This is a genomic window from Porphyrobacter sp. AAP82, from assembly GCF_000331285.1.
GTDB lineage: Bacteria > Pseudomonadota > Alphaproteobacteria > Sphingomonadales > Sphingomonadaceae > Erythrobacter.
This window is the reverse complement of sequence record NZ_ANFX01000022.1, coordinates 47,270-65,017: the sequence shown is the minus strand read 5'-3', so window position 1 is coordinate 65,017 and position 17,748 is coordinate 47,270. Positions and strand designations below refer to the sequence as shown.

General features: G+C 68.4%; 17 protein-coding genes. 11 read left to right on the top strand and 6 right to left on the bottom strand.

Annotated elements, in window-relative coordinates; all coding sequences use genetic code 11:
• Window positions 1–121 precede the first annotated feature (121 nt).
• Window positions 122–658 (top strand): type 1 glutamine amidotransferase domain-containing protein, encoded by a 537-nt coding sequence (locus D620_RS0107185; RefSeq protein WP_017665122.1) that lies wholly within the window; start codon window positions 122–124, stop codon window positions 656–658.
• Window position 659: 1 nt separating this feature from the next.
• Here D620_RS0107185 and D620_RS0107180 read toward each other — a convergent pair whose 3' ends face one another.
• From D620_RS0107180 to D620_RS0107170, 3 genes are all read right to left on the bottom strand, one after another.
• On the bottom strand, window positions 660–995 hold the full coding sequence (locus D620_RS0107180; RefSeq protein WP_017665121.1) for a 2Fe-2S iron-sulfur cluster-binding protein: 336 nt from the start codon (window positions 993–995) through the stop codon (window positions 660–662).
• Complete coding sequence (locus D620_RS0107175; protein ID WP_017665120.1) at window positions 992–2,089, bottom strand: cysteine desulfurase family protein; 1,098 nt, start codon at window positions 2,087–2,089, stop codon at window positions 992–994. The genes D620_RS0107180 and D620_RS0107175 overlap by 4 nt, the downstream gene beginning before the upstream one ends.
• Before the next feature lie 187 nt (window positions 2,090–2,276).
• Window positions 2,277–3,335 (bottom strand): cysteine desulfurase family protein, encoded by a 1,059-nt coding sequence (locus D620_RS0107170; RefSeq protein WP_026092021.1) that lies wholly within the window; start codon window positions 3,333–3,335, stop codon window positions 2,277–2,279.
• A 108-nt stretch (window positions 3,336–3,443) separates the two neighbouring features.
• On the opposite strand from D620_RS0107170, the gene D620_RS0107165 reads away from it, so the two are divergent.
• A complete protein-coding gene (locus D620_RS0107165; RefSeq protein ID WP_017665118.1) occupies window positions 3,444–4,100 on the top strand; it encodes an alpha/beta hydrolase in 657 nt (218 codons plus the stop codon).
• A gap of 575 nt (window positions 4,101–4,675) precedes the next feature.
• The gene (locus tag D620_RS0107160; RefSeq protein WP_026092020.1) at window positions 4,676–5,362 is read left to right on the top strand and encodes a TonB family protein; all 687 of its coding nucleotides are present in this window, start codon (window positions 4,676–4,678) and stop codon (window positions 5,360–5,362) included.
• Window positions 5,363–5,392: 30 nt separating this feature from the next.
• Here D620_RS0107160 and D620_RS0107155 read toward each other — a convergent pair whose 3' ends face one another.
• Complete coding sequence (locus D620_RS0107155) at window positions 5,393–5,608, bottom strand: hypothetical protein (RefSeq protein ID WP_017665116.1); 216 nt, start codon at window positions 5,606–5,608, stop codon at window positions 5,393–5,395.
• Window positions 5,609–5,738: 130 nt separating this feature from the next.
• On the opposite strand from D620_RS0107155, the gene D620_RS0107150 reads away from it, so the two are divergent.
• The 4 genes from D620_RS0107150 to D620_RS0107135 all read left to right on the top strand — a co-directional run bounded on the left by D620_RS0107150 (window position 5,739) and on the right by D620_RS0107135 (window position 11,449).
• Complete coding sequence (locus tag D620_RS0107150) at window positions 5,739–6,128, top strand: DUF3597 family protein (RefSeq protein ID WP_033376412.1); 390 nt, start codon at window positions 5,739–5,741, stop codon at window positions 6,126–6,128.
• Between the two features lie 57 nt (window positions 6,129–6,185).
• Complete coding sequence (locus D620_RS0107145; RefSeq protein ID WP_017665114.1) at window positions 6,186–8,045, top strand: DUF885 domain-containing protein; 1,860 nt, start codon at window positions 6,186–6,188, stop codon at window positions 8,043–8,045.
• Window positions 8,046–8,156: 111 nt separating this feature from the next.
• Window positions 8,157–9,779 (top strand): FAD-dependent oxidoreductase, encoded by a 1,623-nt coding sequence (locus D620_RS0107140; RefSeq protein ID WP_017665113.1) that lies wholly within the window; start codon window positions 8,157–8,159, stop codon window positions 9,777–9,779.
• Window positions 9,780–9,880: 101 nt separating this feature from the next.
• Complete coding sequence (locus D620_RS0107135; RefSeq protein WP_017665112.1) at window positions 9,881–11,449, top strand: hypothetical protein; 1,569 nt, start codon at window positions 9,881–9,883, stop codon at window positions 11,447–11,449.
• Window positions 11,450–11,580: 131 nt separating this feature from the next.
• Here D620_RS0107135 and D620_RS0107130 read toward each other — a convergent pair whose 3' ends face one another.
• Window positions 11,581–11,910, bottom strand: coding sequence for a hypothetical protein (locus D620_RS0107130; protein ID WP_017665111.1), 330 nt, complete (start codon window positions 11,908–11,910; stop codon window positions 11,581–11,583).
• A 123-nt stretch (window positions 11,911–12,033) separates the two neighbouring features.
• Complete coding sequence (locus D620_RS0107125; RefSeq protein WP_017665110.1) at window positions 12,034–13,653, bottom strand: phosphoenolpyruvate carboxykinase; 1,620 nt, start codon at window positions 13,651–13,653, stop codon at window positions 12,034–12,036.
• A 288-nt stretch (window positions 13,654–13,941) separates the two neighbouring features.
• Here D620_RS0107125 and D620_RS0107120 point away from each other — a divergent pair, with 288 nt between their 5' ends.
• The 4 genes from D620_RS0107120 to rapZ are packed head-to-tail and all read left to right on the top strand — an operon-like array spanning window position 13,942 to window position 17,726.
• On the top strand, window positions 13,942–14,751 hold the full coding sequence (locus D620_RS0107120) for a response regulator transcription factor (RefSeq protein ID WP_233992016.1): 810 nt from the start codon (window positions 13,942–13,944) through the stop codon (window positions 14,749–14,751).
• Window positions 14,744–16,315 (top strand): sensor histidine kinase, encoded by a 1,572-nt coding sequence (locus D620_RS0107115; protein WP_017665108.1) that lies wholly within the window; start codon window positions 14,744–14,746, stop codon window positions 16,313–16,315. The genes D620_RS0107120 and D620_RS0107115 overlap by 8 nt, the downstream gene beginning before the upstream one ends.
• Window positions 16,312–16,800 carry a serine kinase gene (locus D620_RS15760; protein WP_324603062.1) on the top strand — a complete coding sequence of 163 codons (489 nt, stop codon included), beginning with the start codon at window positions 16,312–16,314 and terminating at the stop codon, window positions 16,798–16,800. Before D620_RS0107115 ends, D620_RS15760 begins: the two co-directional genes overlap by 4 nt.
• A complete protein-coding gene (gene rapZ, locus D620_RS0107105) occupies window positions 16,797–17,726 on the top strand; it encodes an RNase adapter RapZ (protein ID WP_017665106.1) in 930 nt (309 codons plus the stop codon). Before D620_RS15760 ends, rapZ begins: the two co-directional genes overlap by 4 nt.
• Window positions 17,727–17,748: the final 22 nt, after the last annotated feature.

Sequence of the window (17,748 nt, the reverse complement as noted above, 5' to 3'; positions counted from 1 at the left end):
GAGGCGCCGGAGGCCTCGTGACCCTCGGCCCGCCGCGCAGGCCCCGCGCTCCGCCGTGCCGGGCGGAACCCGGGGCCGCGCGGCGGGCTAGTCGCCGGGCACCCATCCACAGGAGAGCCCCATGCAACGCGTCCTCATCATCGCTACCGACGGTTTCGAACAGTCCGAACTCCTCGAGCCCAAGCGCCTGCTCGAGGAGGCCGGTGCCGACGTCACCCTCGCCAGCCTCGAGCCGGGCACGATCCGCGGCTGGGACCGCAAGGACTGGGGCGAGAGCGTCGCGGTCGATTGCACCATCGCCGACGTCTCGGCCGGGGATTATGACGCGCTGCTGCTCCCCGGCGGGCAGATGAACCCCGATATCCTGCGGATGGAGCACAAGGTGATCGATCTCGTGCGCGCATTCGACGCGGCGCAAAAGCCGGTCGCGGCGATCTGCCATGCGCCCTGGCTGCTGGCGGAGGCCGACATCATCGAGGGCCGCTCGGTCACCGGCTGGCCCTCGATCCGCACCGACCTTGCCAATGCCGGCGCGGCGGTGGTCGACGAGGAGGTGGTGGTCGACGGCAATCTCATCACCAGCCGCAAGCCCGGCGACATCCCGGCCTTCACCGGCGCGCTCCTCGCCGCGCTCAATATCGAAGAGGCCGAGGCCTAGGTCACATCCGCCGCGCGTCGGCATGGCTCGCGGGGATCGAGACGGTCAGCCCGTCCATCTGCGCGGCCAGCTCGATCTGGCACGACAGGCGCGAGGTGCGCCGCGCGCCGGCGGCGAAATCGAGCATGTCCTCCTCCTCCTCGGACGCCTCAGGCAGGCGGTCGAACCATTCGGCGGCGACGATCACGTGGCAGGTCGAACACGCCATCTGTCCCTCGCAGGTGCCCTCGAGCGGGAGCCCGGCGGCCTGCCCGACGCGCAGCAGATTATCGCCCGCCTCCGCGTTGGCGGCGACCGGCTTTCCGCTGTGGTCGATGAAGGTGACGGTAATGCTCACAGGCCCTGCTCCTTCGCGCTTGCGAGAATCGCGGCGGCGGCGGTTTCAATCTCCGAGACGCTGGTATAGCGCCCGAAGCCGAGGCGGATAGAGGACTTGGCCTGGGCCTCGCCCAGCCCGATCGCGCGCAGCACGTGGCTCGGCCGGCCCGATCCGCTGGCGCAGGCGCTGCCGGCCGAAAACATGATCTGGCGGCAATCGCTCATCAGCCGCGCGACGTCCAGGCCATCGCGCCGGATGTTGAGATTGCCGTGCCAGCGATCCACCGCGCTGCCGTTCAGTTCCCAGCCCGCGAAGGCCTCGCGCGCGATGTTCCACAACTGCTCGATGTGGAGCATCTGTTCGGACAGGCTCTCCTGCGCCACCTGCGCCGCCGCGCCGAAGCCTGCACATAGGGCGGGCGAGAGCGTGCCGGACCTGAGGCCTCCCTCCTGCCCGCCGCCATGCAGCAGCGGCGCGGGCGCGGGGGCATCGGGACCGAGCCAAAGCGCGCCGATCCCCTTGGGGCCGTGGACCTTGTGCGCGCTGATCGCGATGTAATCGGCCGCGACCTCGACCGGCACCTTGCCATAGGCCTGCACCGCATCGACCAGCACCCGCGCGCCGACACTGCGGGCGATGGCGACCACCGGGGCGAGCGGGTTCCTGACCCCGATCTCGTTGTTGATCGCCATCACCGCGACGAGCCCGGTCTGCGGCGTGATCGCGGCCTCGAGCGCGGCGAGGTCGGCGCGGCCATCGGGGTGGACGGGGAGCACGGTGTAGCGCCGCCCCTGCGCTTCGACCGCCTTCCGGCAATCGAGCACCGCGGCATGTTCCGTGGCAAAGGTGACGACATCGCCGGGGGTGCCGAGGATTGCGGCATTGATCGCCTCGGTCGCGCCGCTGGTGAAGACGAGCCTGCCGCCCTCGGGCAGGAGCGCCGCCACCCGCTCGCGCGCGGTCTCTACCGCAGCGGCGGCCATGCGGCCCATGCGGTGGGGGCTGTGGGGGTTGCCGAAAGTGTCGCTCTGCGGCCCGCCAAGCCAGCGCAGCATCACCTCGCGCGCTTCGGGGGCGAGCGGCGTTGCAGCCTGATAGTCGAGGTAGATCATGGGTTTACGCCCCATGGACAAGAGGGAGAGCCTCGCCCCCCCGCAGGACGGCCCGCGAGCGCACGCGCGCGCGCCGCAGGTGCCCCGTCGCGAAGCGATGGGAACAGCACCGAGGACTGCACGCCGGAGGGCGTGCCGCACACAAGAAAGCGGGGCCCCGGATCAAGTCCGGGGAGACGAGGGGGGTTCAGCATAGCGCAGCCCACGCCTCCGCGAACCGCTCGAGATCCTCGGGCGTGGTCGACCACCCGAGGCTCACGCGGATGGTGCGCGCGGCAACGTCGTCGGGCACTCCGAAGGCATCGAGCACGCGGCTTTTCTTCAAGGTGCCCGAAGAACACGCGCTCCCCGCCGAAACCGCGAAGCCCATGGCATCGAGGCGGATGAGAAGGGCCTGCGCGCTCATGGTGGGGTGGGTCAGCGCTGTGATGTAATCAATGTGAGCACCATGAGGCTTCCAATCTCCGGACTGGCCGAAGCGCAACTGAAGATCGGTCCGCTGGTCCGGCGTGGTCGCCCAGCTTTCCGGCCCTCCCGCCTCCAGCGCAGCCGCCATTCCGAGTGCACCCGGCATGTTCTCTGTGCCCTGCCGGTAGCCCCGCTCATGTCCACCAATCGGCGCAAGCATCGCGAAATCCCTAATCAGCAGGGCACCGATACCGATGGGGCCGCCAAACTTGTGCGCGGAAACGACGGCCATGTCAGCCCACGGGAGGGGGAGCTTGCCGGCCGACTGCGAGCAATCGGCAAGCAGCAGGCTGCCCGTGCGAGCGAGAGCCTCGCCAACGGCATTGCTTCGGCCGGGGAGGTTGATCACCACCCCACCTGTCTCCGAGTTGACGGTCTGCATGGCGACGATCGCCGGAGGGCCCGTTTCGATTGCGTCGAGCATCGCCGCGATGTCCGGCAGCCCCCCGTCCCCGATGGCCACAACCTCCGCATCCGGCGCCGCCCGGAACACCGCATCATGCTCGACCGCGCTCACAATCCTGCGCTCCACCTTCGCGCGGTTGAGGGCAATCCACAGCGCCTCGCTCGCGCCGGAGGTGAAGATCAGCTCGCCTTCCCACCCCAGCATCCCCTTGATCCGCTCGCGCGCATCCTCCAGCGCGGCGCGGGCGCGGCGGCCTTCGGCATGGGGGCTGGAGGGGTTTGCCCACAGGCGAAATCCCTCCTCCATCGCCGCCTTCGCCTCGGGGCGCAGGGGGCTGGTGGCGGCGTGGTCGAGATAGACCCGTTCAGGAATGGCGCGTGTCCCCGTTACAAATTGCGATTTTCGCAGTCGCCCCTATATAGGCCGCACAATTTTCGGCGCCACCCGGCGCTGGGCGCACATTTATTGCAAGGTTCACCGATGCCGTCCGTCATCTTCCCCGGCCCCGAGGGCCGCCTCGAAGGCCGTTTCTCCCCGCCCCCGCGCCCGCGCGCGCCGGTGGCGATGATCCTCCACCCGCACCCCGAAGGCGGGGGAACGATGAACGACCGGATCGTCCAGCGGCTCTACAAGACCTTTGCGGATCGCGGCTTTGCCACGCTGCGCTTCAACTTCCGCGGCGTTGGCCGCTCGCAAGGCAGCTTCGACAGCGGGATCGGCGAGCTTTCCGATGCGGCTTCGGCGCTCGACTGGGTGCAGTCGATCCATCCCGAAGCCCAGAGCACCTGGATCGCGGGCTATTCCTTCGGCGCGCTGATCGGCATGCAGCTCCTGATGCGCCGCCCCGAAGTGCGCGGCTTCATCTCGGTCGCGCCGCCCGCCAACATGTACGATTTCAGCTTCCTCGCCCCGTGCCCGGCGAGCGGCATCTTCGTGCAAGGCGCGGCCGATACGGTGGTGCAGCCCAATGCGGTGCAGAAGCTGGTCGACAAGCTGCGCACCCAGAAGCACATCACCATCCACCACGAGGAAATCCCCCGCGCCAACCACTTCTTCGAGAACGAGCTCGACGATCTGATGCGCTCGGTGGACAATTATCTGGATTTCCGCCTCTCGCCGGATTGCCCTATTAAATAGGGTGTTTTGGTGCGCGCAGCCGCCTCTGCGCGTTTTTTGTGTTCCGCATCGCATCCGCGATGCGAAATCCTCGCTCACGCGGCCTGAAGGCCGCATCGCTGCGGGCGCGCAGTCGCGCTTGCGGTCGCTGGCGCGACCGATAAGCTTTTGTTTGCGTGCCCGCCTAGCGCGAGCACGTCCTCGGTGCTGTTTCAAGTCCTGCGGATTTGAGCACCTGCGGCTCGCGCGGGTGCGCTCGCGGTCGCTAACGCGACCGAGATCACCGCCTCCCAATCGACTCGCGCTGGTTCGGCCCGCCAACGGACGGGCCGCAAGGACGAATGCCCGCCCGCAGGCGCCCGGAGCATAGCGGAGGAACAGCGTCGAGAACGAACGCGCGGAGGCGCGTTGGTCCACATAACCCCCATTTCTCTACTGAAATGATTATAAAAAATACAGTCCTGAAAAACAACGCGAAATTGCTTCGTGCCTAACAAAATTCATAGTACCTTGTGCGTCGAGCGGGGCCGGAATGCCAAGATTGCGAAAGGTGCTCCGGCCACCGCTCCCACACTGATGGAGAGAGGAGCCCTTGCATGACTTACGTGTCTGCCAATCGCCGTCCCAACGCCGCCGCGCTCGCCGGAGCGCTCGGCATTCCGGGGGCCTTCGGCGCCCTGCTGGTCGTCGGCCTCGCGGTGACCGTGGTGACCGCGCCGCCCGAGCCCCGGATCAAGGGCGAAATCATCACCGAGACGCCCTTGCCCCCGCCCCCGCCGCCGACGCCCGAAACCCCGCGCGCCGATGCCAAGACCACCACGACCACCACAACGACCACGCCGACCCCGACGCCCCCCAACCCCTTCCCCGTCGATCTTGGCAAGGGCGAGACGGTGACCACCATCACCGATACCGGCACGCCGGTCACCACCGGGCCGATCGAATTCGGCATTCCCGGGCCGACGCCGGGCCCCGCCTCGCTCTATGATCCGGTCGGCGCCAAGCCCAGGGGCAACCCCGGCAAGTGGGTCACCAATGACGACTACCGCCCGCGCTGGATCGCCGAGGAGCTTTCGGGCACCGCCCGCTTCACGCTCCAGATCGACGCGCGCGGGCGCGTGACGGGGTGCACGATCACCCGCTCGACCGGCCATGCGGCGCTCGATGCCGCGACCTGCGACCTCGTCAGCAAGCGCGCCCGCTTCGATGCGGCGCGCGACGGCAATGGCAAGCCGGTCGCCGGGACTTATGCGAACGCCGTGACCTGGCGGATCCCGGAATAGGAGTGGTTGGCCGCCGGGGGAGGCTCCCCCCTAGCCTCCTCCGGCGGCCGCTTTCACCTGTTCGATCGGCGCGGTCCCATCGGGCGCGGGCACGGTCCAGATCAGCACGTTGATGACCGCGATCGCCGCCAGCAGCACCATCAGCGCGGGGTTCTGCACCTCGCCCGTACGCCGCCACAGCACGAAGGCCCCCGCAACCAGCGCGAAGGCGGCGAGCATGACGATGGCGAGCACGATATCGGTCATGGCGGGCAATCACGCTCCTGTTTGTCAGACCCTTGCGACATTCGCGTCGCATGCGCGTCACCGCCGGGGAACATCGCGGGCCTAGCCTCGGTATAGAGCACCGCCGCAGGGCGGCACGAGGGAGGCTATGATGGGTATTTTCACGTCGATCAAGAACGCGATCTGGGGCGAGACAAAGGACGCCGCCGCTCCCGCTCCCGCTCCCACGCCCGCCGCCGCGCCCGCGCCTGCCGCTGCCCCGGCCGCTCCGGCCGAGCCCGAGCCGCTCAGCGAGGCACAGATGCACGCGCACATCGCCGCCCTGCCCGATGCCGACAAGTTCAACTGGCAGACCTCGATCGTCGATCTGATGAAGCTGGTCGGCCTCGATCCCAGCTTCGAGAACCGCAAGGAACTGGCAGGCGAGCTCGGCATCGAAGGCTACGAAGGCACGGCCGAACAGAACATCGCGCTCCACCATGCGGTGATGAACCTGCTGGCGCTCGAAGGCGGCAAGGTCGGCGGGATGCTTGCCGGCTGACAGGCGGTCTTCGCGCGCGATTGACTTGGGGCAAGCGCGCCGCCTAACCTTGCCGGCATGAGAGAGAGCACCGCCACCATCACCCGCCGCCAGACCCTTTCCGGGCTGGCGGGCGCCTCCACCCTTGCCCTGCTGCCGGCCTGCGCCGCCAAGCCCGCGCCGGCCAGCGCGAGCGCTGTGACCGGCACGTCACTGAAGGGCCTTGCGCCCGATGCGGCGCTTGACCGCGTCGCTTATGCGATGCTCGCCCACGAGCCGGGCCGCGCCACCGGGCTCGGGGTCGATGTCGGCGAATATGCCGCGTGGCGATCGACCTTCGGCACCGGCGGGGCCGAGGGGCGCACGGCCTATGCGGCAACGCTCAAGGAGCTGGTCGCAGAGGTGCGCGCCTACCCGAAGGAGGGCCTCTCGGGCGACCAGCTGACCGGCTTCGAAGTGGTCGAGACCGCCTTCACCCGCGCGCTCGAAGGCATGGCGCTGCCCTATGGCGACGTCGCGGTCGGCAGCTGGCGCAATGCGCCCTATGTGGTGATCCAGAACGTTGGCGGCTATATCGATCTGCCCCGCCACTTCGGCTCGGGTCAGCCGCTCAACAGCCCTGAGGACATCGGCCCCTACATGAGCCGGCTTGCCGAGGTCCCGGCGCTGCTCGACGGCGAGCTGGACCGCATCCGGGACGCGCGCGGGCAGGGCGTCGTTCCGCCCGACTTCCTGCTCGACAAGGCAATCCGCCAGATGGAGGCGAGCATCGCGGGAGCGGCGGAAAGCTATGCCGGGCCGCTTGCCGCAGCGACAATCGCCGGCAGCGAGACCGCCGCGGCGCAGGCGGCACGCATTGCCGCCAGCGGCATCGTCCCCGCCCTCGAACGCCAGCTTGCCGAACTCAAGGTCCAGCGCGCCGCCGCCAGGGACGCGGCAGGGATGTGGGCGCAGCCGGGCGGCGAGGAATACTACGCCTGGGCGCTGCGCGCCTCGACCACCACCCGCCTCACCCCCGACGCAATCCACCAGCAGGGGCTCGACGAACTGAAGGCGCTCCACGCGCGCATGGACCCGATCCTCAGGGAGATCGGTTATACTGAAGGATCGGTCGGCGCCCGGATGCGCGCGCTGAGCGCCGATCCGCGCTACCACTTCGCCGAAGGGGACACAGGCCGCGCGGAAATCCTCGCCTTCATCAATGAACGCGTCGGCTGGATCAAATCGCAGATGCCGCGCGCCTTCAACCGGCTGGTCGACCCGCCCTTCGAGGTCCGCCGCCTGCCGCTCGCCGAGGAGCCCGGGGCACCCGGCGCTTACGGCGGCGCGGGGAGCAAGGACGGGTCGATCCCGGCGCGGATGTGGATCAATCTGAGGACCACCGACCTCCACCGCAAATACGACCTTGCCGACCTCGCCTTCCACGAAAGCATCCCGGGCCACGTGTGGGAGGGCGAGTTTTCCAACCGCCTGCCGCTGATCCGCTCGATCCTCGCCTTCAACGCCTTTTCCGAGGGCTGGGCGCTCTATGCCGAACAGCTCGCCGACGAGCTGGGGGCCTATGACGAATTCAAGGTCGGGCGGCTGGGATACCTCCAGTCCCTCGCCTTCCGCGCCTGCCGGCTGGTGGTCGACACCGGCATGCACCACAAGCGCTGGACGCGCGAGCAGGGCCGGCAGTTCTTCGTCGAGGAGAACGGCTCGAAGGTCGAGGAGGTCGCCTCCGAGGTCGATCGCTATTGCTCCTGGCCGGGGCAGGCGTGCGGCTACAAGATCGGCCATTCGGAGATCGTGAAGAACCGCGCCCGCGCGCAGGCGGAGCTCGGGGCGAAATACGACCTCAAGGGCTTCAACACCGCCGTGGTGATGGGCGGCAATGCGCCGCTCTCGGTGATGGCGAACACGGTGTCGCGGTATATCGCGGGGGCGCAGGGGTAAGTCGGGCGTCGCGCAGGCCCACCCGAAAGCAGCAATCCCCGCACATCGCCCCGCTTCCCAAACCGCTAAGCTGACCCCATCTTGCAGGTGCGCAGCCGACCGGAGGGACGCATGGAAACACTGGGACAAGACCTCGAGACCATGCGCCGCGTGCCGCTCGCGCAGAGCCACGTCGATGCGATCTGCGCGATCGGGGGCGAGAAATTCTACCCCGCCGGCGCCATCGTCATGGACATCGGCGAGCCGATGGACCGGTTCATCTACGTTCTCGAAGGCGAGATCGAGGTTGCCGATCCCTATACCGGCGAACGGATGCTCAAATCGTCGCTCGGGCCGACGCAGTTCCTCGGCGAGATCGGATTTCTCAGCGGGGCGACCAACATCATGCGGATGCGCGCAAGCATGGACACCCGCGTGATCGAAGCCCCGCGCGAAGGCGTGCTCGAATTGATGAGCCGCATTCCCGAGCTTAGCGACCACCTCATCACGGTATTCGCCGCGCGTCGGCGGCGGCAGTTTGAAGCGCGCAACGACACGATCAAGGTGATCGGTGCCGACCGCGATGCCAAGGTCCAAGCGGTCGAGCGGTTCCTGTCGCGCAACCGCATCCCGTTCCAGAGTTACGACATGGACGCCACCGATCGGGAAACGGCAAACCTGTGCAGCCTGATGGGCCACGAGCCGGGCGTGATCGTGGGTGCCGACACGCGCCTTGCCGATCCGACCCCGCGCAAGGTCGCGCAATATCTCGGCATGGACCTCGATATCTGTTCGCGCCGCACCTATGATCTGGTGATCGTCGGCGGGGGCCCGGCGGGCGTCGCAGCGGCGGTCTATGCGGGCTCGGAGGGGATCGAGGCGCTGGTCGTGGAGGACACCGCCGTTGGCGGACAGGCGGGCACGTCGAGCCGGATCGAGAACTACATGGGTTTCCCGACCGGCATCAGCGGCACCGACCTTACCTGGCGCGGTCAGGTGCAGGCGATGAAATTCGGCACCCGTTTCGTCATGCCGCGCCGCATCGAAGCGATGAGCCGGCGCGCGGACGGGGCCTATTGCCTCACCCTCGACGATGAGGATGAACTGTGCGCCCGCGCGGTGCTGGTGGCCACCGGCGTGCAATACCGCCGCCTGCCGCTCGCCAAGCTCGAGGCGCTGGAGGGCGCAGGGGTGTTCTATTCGGCGACCGAGATGGAAGCGCGCTTCTGTGCGAACACCGAGGCGGTGGTGATCGGCGGGGGCAATTCGGCAGGGCAGGCCGCGATGTTCCTCTCCCGCGCGGCGAGCCACGTGCATCTGGTGGTCCGGTCGGACAGCCTTGCCGCCTCGATGTCGAGCTATCTTACGCAGCGGCTGGAGGCCGATCCGCGCGTCACCATCCACTACCATTCCGAAGTCACCGCCTTGCACGGCGAGACCTGGCTCGAAGGCCTTGCCCTCAAGACCGGCGAGGCCGAGCGCCGGATCGATACCCGCGCGCTCTTCATCATGATCGGCGCCGCGCCCAACACCGGCTGGCTTTCGGGCCTTGCCAGCACCGACGCCAAGGGCTTTGTCCTGACCGGCGCGGCGGCGGGACAGAGCGATGACTACGCGACCACCGCGCCCGGCATCTTCGCGGTCGGCGATGTGCGCGCCGGATCGGTCAAGCGCGTGGCGAGCGCGGTCGGCGAAGGCTCGGTGGTGGTCAGCCGCATCTGGCAATATCTCGAGGATACGCGGCCTGCGGGCTGACCGAAAAGCCCGAACAACCCTCTGGCATCGCGCCAAAATGCCGATATGCTGCGGCCTGGCCCGCTGCCATCGCAAGGCCGCTGCCGGGGGATGCCTGACCGATGATTTCCGTGCTGTTCCGTCATGTCCTGGCCGCTCTGGCCCTGACCGCTCTCGCCGCGCCTGCCGCGGCCGCATGGTACGAGGCCTCGTCCGAGCACTTCGTCATCTACGCCGAGGACAAGCCCGCCGACATCCGCACCTTTGCCCAGAACCTCGAGCGCTACCACAGCGCGATGGTGTTCGTGACCGGCCGCAAGTCCGAAGTCCCCAGCCCTTCCAACCGCGTGGTCATCTATGTCGTGGGCGGCGAGCGGGCGATGCGCTCGCTTTCGGGCAGCAAGACCATCGCCGGCTTCTACGTGCCGCGCGCCGGCGGCAGCCGCGCCTTCGTGCAGGACATCCGCAACCAGGCGAGCGGCTATCCCGATTTCACCACCATCGTGCTGCTCCACGAATATGCCCACCACTTCCTCCTGTCCTCCTCGCGCTTTGCCAAGCCGCGCTGGTTCGACGAGGGGTCGGCCGAGTTCTTCGCGGCGGCCAGTTTCGAGCGCGACGGGAGCATGTGGATCGGCCGTCCCGCGCAGCACCGCGCGGGCGACCTCGCCTTTGCCGATCCGGTGCATGTGCGCGAACTGCTCGACCCGGCGCTCTACGAGCAGAAGAAGGTCAAGGGTTTCGACGCGTTCTACGCCAAGAGCTGGCTGCTCTATCACTACCTGTTCTTCAGCGAGACGCGCCGCGGGCAATCCAACGCCTATCTCGCCAACCTTGCCAAGGGCATGGACCAGAAGGCCGCGGGCGAGGCGGCGTTCGGCGATCTCGACAAGCTGGAACGCGAGCTGAAATCCTATGTGCGCCAGTCGAGCGCGCCGGCATTGAAGCTGCCGCCCGACAAGCTGGCGATCGGCCCCGTCACCCTGCGCCAGCTGACCGCAGGCGAGGCGGCGATGATGCCGCTCCAGATCCGCTCGCAGTGCGGCGTGACCTCGCAGGAGGCCGCGACACTGCTCGCCGAGGCGCGGCTGGTGGCGGCGAAATATCCCGAAGACCCGGGCGTGCTGACCGCGCTGGCCGAGGCCGAGTTCGATGCCGGGCATGATGCCGAGGCGATCACCGCGGCCGATGCCGCGATCGCCCGCGATCCCGCGCGCGCCAATGCCTATGTGCAGAAAGGCTACGCGCTGTTCCGCCAGGCGGAGAATGCCGAGGGGGACAGGCGCAAGGCCGCCTATGGTGCGGCGATCAGGCCGTTCGCCGCGCTCAACGCGCTGGAGAACGATCACCCCCTGCCGCTGATCTATTTCTACCGTGCGCAGATCGGACAGGGCAAGGCGCCCAACGAGAACGCGCGCGCCGCGCTGGAGCGGGCGGCGATCCTCGCGCCCTTCGACCACGGCTTGCAAATCAATGCCGGGATCATGCTGGTCGGCGAAGGCAAGATCGCCTTTGCCCGCACGCTGCTTGCGCCGGTCGCGGCCAATCCCCACGGCGGCTGGGCTGCCGAGCGCGCGAGGCAACTGCTCGCCGTGATCGCTGAAGCCCCGGAAGGCACCCTGCTTGAACTCGGCAATCTTCCCGAGCCGGTCGAGGTGCCCGAGGTCGAGGTGCCCGGCCGCGACGGTTGAAGCCCGGCTTCGGGCCCACCCCCAACCCCGATACCCGCCCCGGGCTTGACCCCGGGGGCAAGCGGGAGGGGAGTATCAGCGCCAACCAGTCCCCCTCCCGCTTGCGGGAGGGGTTAGGGGTGGGAAACGGCTCAGCTCTTGCCGCCGCCCAGCAGGCCCGAGGCCATGCCCATGATGTCGTCGAGCGGGTTGCCGTCCTTGTCCATGTCGAGCATCGAGGCAAAATGGGTGAGCGAGCCCTCGCCGCCGATCGCGGCGACGACCTGACCCAGGATCTCGGGCGAAAGGCCGGTCTTCTCGGCCGCCAGCGCGACCGTGTCGCCATCGAGCTGGTGGGTCTTGCCGAGCGCGGCAATCGCGGTCTCGACCATCGCCGGATCGATCCCGATCTGCTTGGCGAGGTTCACCACATCATCCGGCGCGCCGCCGATGTTCTTCAGAATGCCGTCGAGAATGCTCATGGGATCCCTCCTTCGATTCGAACGAGCGGGAATGTGGAGCAGGCTTGCGGCAATTCAAAGTAAAAGGCCCCGCTACCGGTCTAGCGCCGGGCGGGGCCCCCCTCTCCAACTTGTGAGCGCGCCTCAGGCGGCGACGCTGGCCGGCGCGGGCGCGGCGTTCTTGACGCCTTCATCGACGTGCGCCTCGAACTGGGCGAAGTTGTCGATGAACAGCTGCACCAGCTTCTTGGCGGTGGCGTCATACTCGGCACTGTCGGCCCAGGTGCTGCGCGGATCGAGGATCGTCTGGTCGATCCCCGCCTCGGCCAGCACCGGCACGAAGACCGGCACGTCAAAGCCGAAATTGGGGTCCTTGCGGAACTCGACCGTGTCCATCTTGCCATCGAGCACCGCATTGAGCAGCGCGCGGGTCGCCTTGATCGGCATGCGGTGGCCGGTGCCATACTTGCCGCCGGTCCAGCCGGTGTTGACCAGCCAGCATTCCGCCCCGCCCTTGGCGATGCGCTCCTTCAGAAGGTTGCCGTAGACGCTGGGGTGGCGCGGCATGAAGGCGGCGCCGAAGCAGGTGCTGAAGGTCGCCTCGGGCTCGGTCACGCCGATTTCGGTGCCCGCGACCTTGGCGGTGTAGCCGCTGAGGAAATAGTACATCGCCTGATCGGCGGTCAGCCGCGCGATCGGGGGCAGCACGCCGAAAGCGTCGGCGGTGAGCATGATGACGTTCGACGGCGCGGGGCCGAGGTTCTTTTCCGAGGTGTTGGGGATGAATTCGATCGGATAGGCGCCGCGGGTGTTTTCCGTCTTGCTGCCATCGGTGAAATCGAGCTCGCGGCTCGCCTCGTCCATGGTGACATTCTCGAGGATCGTCCCGAACATCTGCGTGGTCGCGTAGATCTCGGGCTCGCCCTCGGCCGAAAGGTTGATCATCTTGGCATAGCAGCCGCCTTCGAAGTTGAAGACCGCGGTGTCCGACCAGCCGTGCTCGTCATCGCCGATGAGGGTGCGGCTGGCGTCGGCGCTGAGCGTGGTCTTGCCGGTGCCCGACAGGCCGAAGAAGATCGCCGACTTGCCGTCCGCGCCGATATTTGCCGAACAGTGCATCGGCATCACGCCCTGCGCAGGCAGGAGGTAATTGAGCAGGCCGAACACGCCCTTCTTCATCTCGCCCGAATATTCGGTGTTGCCGATCAGGATCAGCTTTTCGGTGAAGCTCACCGCGATCACCGTGTCGCTGCGGCAGCCGTGGCGTTCCGGATCGGCCTTGAAGCTGGGCAGGTTGATGATCGTGTATTCGGGGACGAAGCCGGCAAGCTCTTCCGCCGTCGGGCGCACCAGCAGGGTGCGGATGAACAGGTTGTGCCACGCCATCTGGTTGATGACGCGCACGTTCACACGGTATTCGGGCTGCGATCCGCCGAACAGGTCGGCGACGTAAAGTTCGCCCTGGCCTTCCAGTTCCTTGAGGAAATCGGCCTTGAGCGCAGCGAAATGCGCCTCGCTCATCGGCTGGTTGATCGTGCCCCAGTTGATCGTGCCCTCGGTCCCGGCATCGCGCACGATATACTTGTCCTTGACGCTGCGGCCGGTGAAACGGCCGGTATCGACCAGCAGCGCGCCATGCTTCGTCAGCCGGCCCTCGCCCTTACTGAGCGCATGTTCGACCAGCGCCGAGGTGCCGAGATTGGGGTGGATCACCGCAGTGGTGGCAAGGTTCTGGGCGGCCAGCGGGGTTGCAAGGGGGGTCAACTTACGTCTCCTGGGCGAAGGCAGATCGGGCTATTGTGCGAGAGGGCGGCCCGGCCGGTGCCAGCGAATCCCCCGCGCTCACGTCACATCCCGTAGCACTTGCGCATACGTATGCAACACCGGCCGAGGAACCGCTCCACCATCCTGTCCGATCCCTGGGCCCCGCCTTAAATCGCGCCCGCCCGCCCGTCAAAGGGGCTGCGGCATAGCAATTGTGACAAGCGGCCAAGCGCGGCTTGGGCACGCCCGGGCCCCGGGCGTTGCAGCAGGCCCGCGATGGCGCTACCCATGCGCCATGGACACGCGGGCGGAGCAATCCTGATGGCGAGCGAGGGCAGCACCGCCCCCACCGATATTCCCGCCGAAAGCGGCACGGGCAATGCGCGGGGGCTCCAGATCGCGCTGGTCGATGATGATCGCAACATCCTCACCACGGTCTCGATCGCGCTCCAGGCCGAAGGGTTTGCCACCCGCCTCTATTCCGATGGCGAGACCGCGCTGAAGGCGCTGCTCGACAACCCGCCCGACCTTGCCGTGTTCGACATCAAGATGCCCAAGATGGACGGGATGGAGCTGCTGCGCCGGCTGCGCGAGAATTCCGCGCTCCCCGTCATCTTCCTCACCAGCAAGGATGACGAGAGCGACGAGGAGGCGGGCCTTGAACTGGGCGCGGATGATTACATCGCCAAGCCCTTCTCCCTGCGCCTGCTGATCGCCCGCATCCGCGCGATCCTGCGCCGTGCCGAGCCGCCGGGCGCCGACACCGCGCCCGCCGCCTCGCCCGAGCCCGCGCCCGCCACCCTCACCCGCGGCCGCCTGTTCATGGACCCGGCGCGCCATCAGGTGACCTGGCAGGGCGAGGCGGTCAGCCTCACCGTCACCGAATTCCTGATCCTCGAAGCGCTCGCGATCCGCCCCGGCGTGATCAAGAGCCGCAACCAGCTGATGGACGCCGCCTACCCCGACGATGTGTTCGTCGATGATCGCACGGTGGACAGCCACATCAAGCGCATGCGCCGCAAGTTCAAGCTGGTCGATCAGGGTTTCGATGCCATCGATACGCTCTATGGCGCGGGCTACAGCTTCACTGATGGCTGATCCCAAACGCAGCGGCGCGGGCGCGGGCGAGCAGATGAGCGCAACCGGCCGCTTTGCGCTGACGGGGCGCATCCTGGCGGTCAACATCCTGCCGCTGCTGGTGCTTGGCGGGGGGCTGTTCTACCTCGACAGCTACCGCACGCAGCTGATCAACGAACGCTTCAAGCTCGCCCGCATCGAGGCCCAGATCACCGCCGAGGCGCTGGCCGGTGCCACCCGCGAGCGGCAGGAGGCGCTGCTCGTCCAGATCGGCAAGGAGCAGCGCATGCGGCTGCGCATGTTCGACGCCAAGGGCCAGCTCACCGCCGACAGCTTCGCGCTTGCCGAACCCGCGTTCCGCTTCAACGACGTCTCCGATGATGACTGGGAGCAACGCTTTTCGGTGTGGCTGGATCGCACGGTCGACACCATCGTTTCGGCAGAGCCGGTGCAGGACTATGTCGAGCCCGACGCGCAGGAGGCCAATGCCTGGCCCGAACTCGCCCGCGCGCGCGAATTGGGCCTCAGCCAAGTGCGGCTCTACGATTGGCAGGACGGCACCCCCGTCATCACCGCCGCCGTGCCCGTGGGCCTGCAAGGCGCGACCCTGCTGACCGTGCGCAACGCGGTCGACATCACCGAAAGCGTGCGCGCGGCGCGCACCACGCTGTTCCTCGCGATGCTGCTGGTGATGGCGGCTTCGGCGACGCTTTCGCTGTTCCTCGCGCGCACCATCGTCACGCCCCTGCGCTTGCTGGCGCGCGCCGCCGTGCGGGTGAAGCAGGGCCGCGACCGCGAGGTCGAAGTGCCGCGCCTGCCCCAGCGCAGCGACGAGATCGGTCTCCTCGCCCGCGCGGTCTCGGACATGACGGCGGCCCTGCGCGGCCGGATCGACGCGGTCGACAGCTTTGCGGCCGATGTCGCGCACGAGATCAAGAACCCGCTCGCCAGTTTGCGCAACGCCATCGACACGCTCCCGCGCGTAGAAGACCCGGCCTTGCGCGCCGAACTCGCCCAGATCGCCGCCCACGATGTGCGCCGCATCGACCGGCTGGTGACCGAAATCTCCGCCGCCAGCCGCGTCGATGCCGAGATCAGCCGCGCGACACTGGAGCGCGTGGACCTCGCCGAACTCTTCGCCAACCTCATCGCCAGCCGCGAGAACCGGGGGATGAACGGCGGGCGGCGGCTCGATCTGGACACGCGCGCGCCGCCGGGCGCGCGCCTGAGGGTCATGGGCGTGCCGACCCAGCTCGAACGCGTCGCCGAAAACCTGATCGACAACGCGGTCTCCTTCTCGCCCGAAGGCGGGACAGTGCGCGTGACCCTGCGCCCGGCGGGCCGCATGGTCGTTACCGAAGTCACCGACGAGGGCCCGGGCATCCCCGCCGAGGCGCGCGAGGCGGTGTTCCGGCGCTTCCATTCCGACCGGCCCGAGGGCGAAAGCTTCGGCAACCATTCCGGCCTCGGCCTCGCGATCGGCCGCGCCATCGCCGAGGCGCATGACGGCAGCCTGGTCGCCGATGCCCGCGCCGACGGGACCAGCGGCGCGTGCCTGCGCCTCACTCTCCCCGCCGCGCCGTGAGCGGGCCGGATACCGGCCTTGTGATGCAGGCGGGCGCGGTCGCGATCGGGGGCCGCGCGCTCTTGATCGAAGGCCCGCCGGGCAGCGGCAAATCGAGCCTCGCGCTCGCGCTGATCGCAGCGGGCGCGGGGCTGATCGGCGATGATGCGGTGCGCCTGACGGCGCGCGAAGGCCGCCTGATCGCCAGCCCCCCGCCCAACATCGCCGGCTTGCTGGAAGTGCACGGGGCGGGCCTCGCGCGCTTCCCCCTCGCCCCGCCGGCGCCTGCCGCGCTGCTGCTGACGCTGGGCGGCCCGCCGCCCCCGCGCCTGCCCGAAACCCCGCTGCCGCAGCGCATGATCGCCGGGGTGGCGGTGCCGGTCCTCGCCTTCGATCCGGGCACCATCGCCCCCGCACCCCGCGCGCAGCAGGCCCTCGCGCTGCACGGCCTCGTATTCGAACCATCTTCCCTTTGCGCGCGCACCGCGCCAGATGAAGCGCGATGACCGCCTCCGCCACCGCCTCGCCCCTGCCCTCGCCCGAAAAGCGCCAGCTGCTGCTCGTCACGGGCCTTGCGGGCGCGGGCAAATCGACCGCGCTCGACGTGCTCGAAGACCTCGGGTGGGAGACCATCGACAACTTCCCGGTGCGGATGCTCAAGCGCCTCGTCACCATGCCCGACGACGCGCGCGGGCCGCTCGCCATCGGCGTCGATTCGCGCACCCGCGGCTTCGTCCCGGCCGATATCATCGCGCTGGTCAAGGACCTCGCCGAGCGTCCCGACCTCGCGCTCACCTCGCTGTTCCTCGATTGCGCGGGCGGCGAGCTGGAACGCCGCTTCAACGAGACCCGCCGCCGCCACCCGATGGCCGATGGCCGCCCGGTGCAGGAAGGCATCGCCGCCGAACGCGAGCTGCTCGAACCCCTGCGCCGCTGGGCCGAGGTGCTGATCGACACCTCGGCAATGACCAGCAACGACCTGCAAGGCCGGATCCGCGAGCTGTTCGCCCCGCCCGAGTCCGGAGCCGCGCTGACGCTCACCATCTCGAGCTTCGGCTTCGCGCGCGGGATGCCGCCGCTCGCCGACCTCGTCTTCGACATGCGCTTTCTCGACAATCCGCACTGGGTGCCGGGGCTGAAGGAGCAGACCGGGCAGGACGCGGCCGTGGGGGCGCATATCGCGAGAGACCCCGCCTTTGCCGAGGCCTTCGCGCGGATCCGCGACCTCCTGCTGCTGCTGCTGCCGCGCTACGCCGCACAGGGCAAGCCCTATGTCCACGTCGCCTTCGGCTGCACCGGCGGGCGGCACCGTTCGGTCTACACCGCCGAGACCATGGCCGGGGCCTTGCGCGCCGCGGGATTTTCGCCCACTGTCCGGCATCGCAACCTGGGTTCGCGCGCGGCCGACGCCATCGAAGGCGACCGGCCTTAGAGGTTGCCCCGGAAATGCACGC

Excerpts from the sequence above, each read along its gene's own strand:
- D620_RS0107185 (WP_017665122.1), top strand. The coding sequence starts at position 122 with ATGCAACGCGTCCTCATCATCGCTACCGACGGTTTCGAACAGTCCGAA.
- D620_RS0107175 (WP_017665120.1), bottom strand. The coding sequence starts at position 2,089 with ATGATCTACCTCGACTATCAGGCTGCAACGCCGCTCGCCCCCGAAGCG.
- D620_RS0107165 (WP_017665118.1), top strand. The coding sequence starts at position 3,444 with ATGCCGTCCGTCATCTTCCCCGGCCCCGAGGGCCGCCTCGAAGGCCGT.
- D620_RS0107160 (WP_026092020.1), top strand. The coding sequence starts at position 4,676 with ATGACTTACGTGTCTGCCAATCGCCGTCCCAACGCCGCCGCGCTCGCC.
- D620_RS0107155 (WP_017665116.1), bottom strand. The coding sequence starts at position 5,608 with ATGACCGATATCGTGCTCGCCATCGTCATGCTCGCCGCCTTCGCGCTG.
- D620_RS0107150 (WP_033376412.1), top strand. The coding sequence starts at position 5,739 with ATGGGTATTTTCACGTCGATCAAGAACGCGATCTGGGGCGAGACAAAG.
- D620_RS0107145 (WP_017665114.1), top strand. The coding sequence starts at position 6,186 with ATGAGAGAGAGCACCGCCACCATCACCCGCCGCCAGACCCTTTCCGGG.
- D620_RS0107140 (WP_017665113.1), top strand. The coding sequence starts at position 8,157 with ATGGAAACACTGGGACAAGACCTCGAGACCATGCGCCGCGTGCCGCTC.
- D620_RS0107135 (WP_017665112.1), top strand. The coding sequence starts at position 9,881 with ATGATTTCCGTGCTGTTCCGTCATGTCCTGGCCGCTCTGGCCCTGACC.
- D620_RS0107130 (WP_017665111.1), bottom strand. The coding sequence starts at position 11,910 with ATGAGCATTCTCGACGGCATTCTGAAGAACATCGGCGGCGCGCCGGAT.
- D620_RS0107120 (WP_233992016.1), top strand. The coding sequence starts at position 13,942 with ATGCGCCATGGACACGCGGGCGGAGCAATCCTGATGGCGAGCGAGGGC.
- D620_RS0107115 (WP_017665108.1), top strand. The coding sequence starts at position 14,744 with ATGGCTGATCCCAAACGCAGCGGCGCGGGCGCGGGCGAGCAGATGAGC.
- rapZ (WP_017665106.1), top strand. The coding sequence starts at position 16,797 with ATGACCGCCTCCGCCACCGCCTCGCCCCTGCCCTCGCCCGAAAAGCGC.